The organism is uncultured Draconibacterium sp. (assembly GCF_913060805.1).
Lineage (GTDB): Bacteria > Bacteroidota > Bacteroidia > Bacteroidales > Prolixibacteraceae > Draconibacterium.
This window is the reverse complement of record NZ_CAJXTC010000072.1, coordinates 1-6,595: the sequence shown is the minus strand read 5'-3', so window position 1 is coordinate 6,595 and position 6,595 is coordinate 1. Positions and strand designations below refer to the sequence as shown.

Annotated in this window: 8 protein-coding genes; all 8 read right to left on the bottom strand. The window is 38.3% G+C overall.

Going from position 1 to position 6,595, the window contains the following annotated elements:
* Positions 1-813 (bottom strand): hypothetical protein (locus QZ576_RS22355; protein WP_297101777.1); only part of this gene is annotated, 813 nt, incomplete at its 3' end.
* An 11-nt stretch (positions 814-824) separates the two neighbouring features.
* On the bottom strand, positions 825-3,680 hold the full coding sequence (locus QZ576_RS22350) for a phage tail tape measure protein (RefSeq protein WP_297101774.1): 2,856 nt from the start codon (positions 3,678-3,680) through the stop codon (positions 825-827).
* Between the two features lie 6 nt (positions 3,681-3,686).
* Complete coding sequence (locus QZ576_RS22345; protein ID WP_297101771.1) at positions 3,687-4,163, bottom strand: hypothetical protein; 477 nt, start codon at positions 4,161-4,163, stop codon at positions 3,687-3,689.
* 32 nt (positions 4,164-4,195) lie between these two features.
* Positions 4,196-4,654, bottom strand: a complete 459-nt coding sequence (locus QZ576_RS22340) for a hypothetical protein (RefSeq protein ID WP_297101765.1) — start codon at positions 4,652-4,654, stop codon at positions 4,196-4,198.
* Between the two features lie 4 nt (positions 4,655-4,658).
* A complete protein-coding gene (locus tag QZ576_RS22335; protein ID WP_297101762.1) occupies positions 4,659-4,811 on the bottom strand; it encodes a hypothetical protein in 153 nt (50 codons plus the stop codon).
* Between the two features lie 312 nt (positions 4,812-5,123).
* Complete coding sequence (locus tag QZ576_RS22330) at positions 5,124-5,426, bottom strand: hypothetical protein (protein ID WP_297101759.1); 303 nt, start codon at positions 5,424-5,426, stop codon at positions 5,124-5,126.
* A gap of 81 nt (positions 5,427-5,507) precedes the next feature.
* Positions 5,508-6,269, bottom strand: a complete 762-nt coding sequence (locus QZ576_RS22325) for a hypothetical protein (protein WP_297101756.1) — start codon at positions 6,267-6,269, stop codon at positions 5,508-5,510.
* Between the two features lie 2 nt (positions 6,270-6,271).
* On the bottom strand, positions 6,272-6,454 hold the full coding sequence (locus QZ576_RS22320) for a hypothetical protein (protein WP_297101754.1): 183 nt from the start codon (positions 6,452-6,454) through the stop codon (positions 6,272-6,274).
* Between the last annotated feature and the right edge of the window lie 141 nt (positions 6,455-6,595).

The window sequence follows — 6,595 nt, the reverse complement described above, 5'->3', positions numbered from 1 at the left end:
GTTATAAAGGAGAAGTGTTTTCAAATCAACATCGTTTGCAATTGCATTTTCATCAATATGAATGCGAACATCATTAAACAATTGTCGTAATACATTATTCAAAAACAACATTGGAGAAACAACCGTTATTTCAAGATTTTCAGATGTTTTTGCAGACATTGAGCTGGTTAGGTTTTTAATACTTCCGTCTGGATTTCTACTGTTGACCAGATAGTCAGATGTATTTCGAAAAGCGTTAGAAAATGCCTCGGTTGATTCGTTTGCATGTAAATTTGCTTCATGAATGAGACTTCCCGGATAGTAATCTGGATTTGGAACAGTATAAGTTATTGGGATCGTTCTTCCTTTTTCTGAAAAAAACTCAGGATTAAATATTGTTGGACAGCAATAATCATCGTTAATAGGATCGTAATCGCTTTTATTTTCCCATGTAATTTCCTGCCAAAATGCTTCAATGTCATAAATGTATTTCTCGCGATGTTCTTCTCCGATATCGCCAACAATTCCCCTGAGCCAACACTCATAGCTTTCGTCATCTGCAGAGTTTACAATCAAAGTGCCACCCAAAAGCAGAACCCCTCCAAATCGAATTTCAAAACCTTTAAATTCACGGGTGTTTTTTGTGCCAACCTTTTCGAATCTGCCCGGATTTCTGAGAAGGGCTTTATTTTGATCATTTACTGGGATGCTGATTCCTATGCCTGCATTACCGTCAATCTTTTCGAACTTACAAGCGGGATTACTCCAGAGAATTCGAACAGAAGTATCGGAGTTTAAAAGAAAACGTTTATTGTTTAAATAAAATTCTAGCATTTTCTTATTGTTTACATTCCTTTTGTTGCTTCAATTTTTTCCCATCGCTGCAATTTTTTTTGCACCATATCTATTGCGATGTAGTATTTCTTTTTGCTTAGTATTTCTACCGTGTGATGTAGCATGACTACTGAGTCTTGTAATGTTTTAATATCTGAGTTTTGAGCATCTGAACTGCTTGCAGTATTGTTAATCCCATTGTCATCAAGGTATTTGCCTCCGCCGTACATTTGAGGTTGCCGGCCATCTCTAACTGCATGTATTGAAGCAATTATTTCCGGGAAATCCATGTTTAGTTTTCTGAGCGTTAATCCGTCAATAACCATCTCAGGTTGACCAGGAACTTCATTAAATATGCCCAGGTGAGGTTGGTTCCCATATGTTCCGGTCTTTGGCCGCCCCGTATATTGTAAGCCAGGATATTTTCCAAACTCATATTTTTGAATCTTCTTTCGTTCTGCATTGGCTATTCCTAACTGAACGAGACCTGTTGCTCCGATAATTGCTGCAGCAATAGGTCCGCCGATTGGCCCCAGTTGTGCATAAGCTTTCATAACAGCTGCGGCGGTGTCAACAATAATTTGCGAAGATGTAGTGAGGAACTGCATGGTGGCATATTTCTTTCTGATAGCCGCCTTCTTTTCTTCATTGTCGCCAGCATTTGCCAGTTCTAATTCCATTAACGACGAAATGAAGTTTGCGCCTAGTGTTGAAAGCTGCTGAGCTTTTTCAGCATATTCCATCTTTTTATCGTAGCGCGATTTCTCACCCTGCCGGTTTAGCTCGTTAAGTTTATCCTGGTATTCCTGTTCTGCAATAATGCCATTGGCATACTGCGCATCAAGCAAACTCTTTTTAAACTCAAGAGTTTGTTGATATTGCTGAACGGCATAATCCAGTGCAGGATCCTTTGTTTCTTCTTCTTCAGATTCTGGAACTATTGAGAAGTCAATAGTTTTACTCGCCTGAGTTTTTTCAATAGCAGCAAAAAAAGCTTCAATGGCTCCTTCGCCCGCTTCAGCAAAATATTTCTTAATTTTTTCCTTTTGTGTGGCAATGTCTGCCTCAATTAATTTTGCAATTGCCAGCCTCTTTTTCAATTGCTGTTCTTCTGTTTCCTGTTTTTTCTTTTCCGCAAGCAATGCCTCATTGGCTTCTTTCTCTGCCTGGGCTTTTTCCTCTGCACGTTTTAATTCGCGAGCTTCCTTGTCTTGTTGGTAACGACGTTTGTAGAATTCGTCCCAAAGTTTTTCAGCTTCTTTCTGTGACTGACCGGTGTCTTTAATTTCTTCAATCATAGCAGCTCGCCTTAACAAGGTTTGCTCCAGGGTTAATTCGTTTTCTTTTTGAACCAGTTCCTGAAATTTTTGGTACTTTCTGCCTGAAAGGTTCATCATTGCGTCGTATGCTCTTGATACTTCATCTTCCGAAAATTTACTTGCACGTTTAAAAATCAGATCGATATTTGATAGCTTAATTAATGAGTCGGTAAAAAATTGAAGTGTGCCTCTGGCAAATCTTGAAATTACACCGTCTCCGTTTTCAATGGACAATACAAAACCCTGCCATGCCGAATTTAATTTTGTTACATCTCCCGCTAAATTATCAAGCTGGGTGTCAACCATGTTTTGTAGTTCGTCCGTAACGTCGCTAATTCCATCTCGCAATTCAATTGTGCTATCCTTAGCAGAAAGGAATGTATTGAAAGCCGATACACTTCTTTTATCTGTTAGCTGAAGCGTCTCATTTAGATCGATTCCTTTTGATTGTAAATCGGCCAGAGCAGGAACCAGATCATCAAGAGTTTTGATTGGCCTTCCAAGAGCTTGAGCAAGTTTACCGTTTGAGTCGGCCAAATTCAATAATATATTTCTGGTGGCCGTTGCTGCTGAGCTTGCATCAAATCCGGCATCTTTGAGCTTGCCGGTTAATGCGAGTGTGTCTTCAATGGTAAAACCAAATGATTTAGCAACCGGCCCAACAGTTGATAGTATTGTTTCAAAATCTTCAAAACTTATTGCCGATTTTGATGTTGAAACAGCAAGTGTAGCTGCTACCTCGTTGGCATAACTGGCAGATAGTCCAAAAGCTTTTAAAGCCACGCCGGTTACTTTAGCTGCAGGGCCTAATTCTGCATTTGTTGCTGCAGCCAAATCAAGAGCTGCTTTGGTCGACGCTTTTATTTGTTCCGAGGTCAATCCGAGTTTTGCAAATTCGGTTTGCAATTCGCTAACCTGTGTTGCTGTAAACTTGGTGAGGCTTCCGTATTTTATAGCGTCCTGCGATAAATCACGAATATTATCTTTTGTTGTTCCCAAAACTGAAGCCAGGTTCGATTGTGCTTTACTGAATTCAGCTGTTACTCTGGCCGCATTTCTAATAATCGATACTACTGCAGTAATTCCCGTGAATGCTCCTAACGATGCAAATAAATTCTTTAGCCCATTTTTCATTTTTTGCATCGGGCTTTGTATGCGGCCCATTTCGGTTTTTACTTTCCGTATCTCAGCTTCAATCTTATTTAAGTTACCAAGTTCTTTTTTCCATTCCTTGGTTCCTCTTGTCATAGTTTTTTGTTGAACGGTAAGGGTTCGTTGAGCTTTTTCCAGATCTTTCAGGCTTGCACCGTTTAGATTATTGAGTGTGTTTTCGATAGACACATAGTTTTTTTCAAGTTGTCTCTGAGTTTTGACATTCTTTTTCATTTCCTGGTCGATCTTCTTCCATCCTGAAACATCACCAGTCTGTTCTGCTTTTTTGCGGAGGTTGTACAAGCGTTTGTATTCGCCCTGCAGTTCCTGCAGTTCTTTCCGGGCTTGTTCATTATTCAGGGTGACTGTTACATTTGCTTTCTCGTTGTAAGCCATATTGTTTTATTTAAATCGGACTCGTTTATAATCTGCTACTGAATAACCATCACCGGTTGATGATGATGTAGATTTTTTCGAATGAGATCGGCCTGGTGATATCTTGCTCCCATCAAGGTTGTATTTCTCCAGGTTATTTTTTACGAAGCGTATGGCATCGCGGCTCATGGTTTTTGTCATTTCCTTTTTCAGGATATCGAGCCGCGCAAAAAATACATCATTGAACCAGGGTTTCTTTTCTCTGGTGGTTTGAATGTGGTCTCTATTTGCAATGGTTACACCCTTTCCAACTCCCCATTCAACCATTTTCCCGTAATACTCGAAAGCAAATAGAACATACGATTTGTCGCCGTTTGCCTCACGGTTAACATGATGATAAAGACTTTCGGCTAGCTTTCCGGAAGATCCAATCTTGTTGTGTTGAATTCGTTGTTGCCATTGTTTTATGGTAATTTTGGCCCACTGATCAATTGAAAGATTCATATTAATTCCTCCTTGCTTCTATTTTTGTTGCCTTATAATTTTGTTTTCCGATAATTAAGAATATCTATAATCCCTTGGAGTGCTTCAACTTTTCTTTCTGGAGGTAGTTCTTTACCACCATAAAAAGTTCTTTTTAGGTAGTCCGGATCCAATCCAATATGCTCGGAAATTTTTTTGAGTTCTTTTTTTGTGAAGTCGAACCAAATAACAATATCACCATCCAGTTTTAAATGATAAGGTAGTTGTTTGCGAATGGAAATAATATCTTTCCTGCCCAACTGGAGTATTAGAGCACGAATAAGTTTTATGATGTGCTTAGATGTTAGTTCTCTTTCACCTCGTATTAGTCGATAATAGTGTGTAAGTGATATGTTCGCTTCCTTGCAGATATCACTCAAAGGAATCTCGGAAAAAGCAAACAGGCTAGGTAGTTCTTCCTTTATTTCCCGGAGTTGTTTCGCCTTGTCATATAAACGGTCAAGTTTTCGCATTTTATTAATTATTGCGTTTTTTCAATTGATCGACTATTCCTTCAGTGGTTGCTGCGGGCGTTTCACCTTCTTCGTTGGTTGAGAATATCGTTTGTTTTTCTCCGCTTAGTTCTTCCATCGCCTTTTCTGTCTCTTTTTCTTTGTTTAAGTTTTTCATTCTGGGTGTCTCTTTAATTGTTGTATTGATTTTGTTTATCTGATTTCGTAGAAATTCTGACTTTGAGATATTGAATACCTGGCAGAGATTTTCCAGGTCCTGTTTTTCCTTTTCTGAAATTCGAAAATTTACTGAGCTATTAAATTCTTTATCCTTCCGGTTCATTTTTTATGTTGAAGTTATCATGTGTTGCGCGGTCGGCGAAGGACAGATAAGGCTTCCAGAAAATGGAGCATAAAAAAACCGGGTCGTAATTGACCCGGCTTAGAAATGAAACGGAATTAACCTAACAACAAAAAATGTATTTTTGAATCAATTTAACGATGTCTCTGGTGAGTTTTTATTCCTTGAAATAATTTCGTTAACAACCAGCTGCAGGTGGGATTGACAATACCCAAGCTTCCATTTTTCTATTTCAACGGTGGCAGTGTTGAATTTTTCATCTTTAAAAAATTGACCACCAGTCTCGTTGTAATTAATGTATTTTTCGCAACCGGCAATCATTATTTCGAAATTAAGTTTAAGTCGCTGTAGATCTTGCACGGTTCTTTTTTTCAGCTCGGTGATGTCTTTATTGCCGACCGGTTGAAAGTTTTTTGCGTTGAAATCGTTCATACTTTTATTTTTGGTAAATTTGGAATGAGTTTAATAGTAAATAATAACATTAACTGTTGAACCAGGTAACTACCAAAGCAGCTATTGAGCTGCTTTTTTACTTCTTAAAAGCTCAAGATTTGCATTAACTTGAGCAAGAAGATGATTCTCGATTTCGAACATTCTACAATACGGAATAACTTTTGGCGTGTACCAGTTAGGTTCGCCGGCTCCATTGAATTTTAATTCCTTATTTTTTAGCTCACCACGTACTGTTGTAAGATTTCGTTCCAAATTGAGTGGCAGATCTCGGGCTCTTATGTTGGCCCCGCAATTATTAAAAAAGTTGATACTCGCACACAGCGATTGTATTTTTTCGAGTACCAGGTTCTCCATATTATTTTTCGTGTAATAGGTATGCTTTTCAGATATTTTGTTTTTAAGATCTTCCGGTACCTGAAATTTGGTGCTGCCGAAAATTTCGGCTAAGTATGGTAATTTGCCATTATACCTTCGGTCTGTGTCCTGACGGAGAGAAACAATTTCCTCTTTAAGATCTTCAAAATCCGGGAAGTCGGTAATTTCAATGAGCTTATCAATTTTTATCCTGTTGTTCTTGGCCAGCTCCGATAGTTTGGCGTCGAGTTTAAGCCAACGCTCCTGGATCATTCGTGTAATAAGGTTGGGCTTGGTTGAAAATATTAATTCAACAATGGGAATTGAGAAGCGCTCATTAAAATATTTCTCCCAGGCTAATTTTACACTGTTCAACCGGCTAACCAAAAAGTCAAGGTCGCTATTTTCTTTCTCAATAGCTTCGTAGTCTACTCCAACTAATTGAGGTGTAAATTCTGTTGTTTCCATAATTAAATTGTTTCTGCGTTTTTAATTTCGTTTACCAATTTCTGCAGGTCGGTAAGAAAATAAATGGCATCGCACGCGCTTTGCGATTTGTCCGACTCCATTCCCATTTCTGAGATTTTTGCAATGTGATCCATAAATCTTTCGTCGCTGAATTCGTTGATTCGTTCTTCTAATTTTTTAGTCATAATTGTAAATTTTAAAATGATTAATATTTGTTGTAATCTTTGATTTTGCTCGCAGTGAGGAATTGGTTAAAATCCTTATGGTTTGGGTAGATTATTTTGGAATAGTCGGTTGTGTTTTTCGGATATCGTTTCAGTACTTCA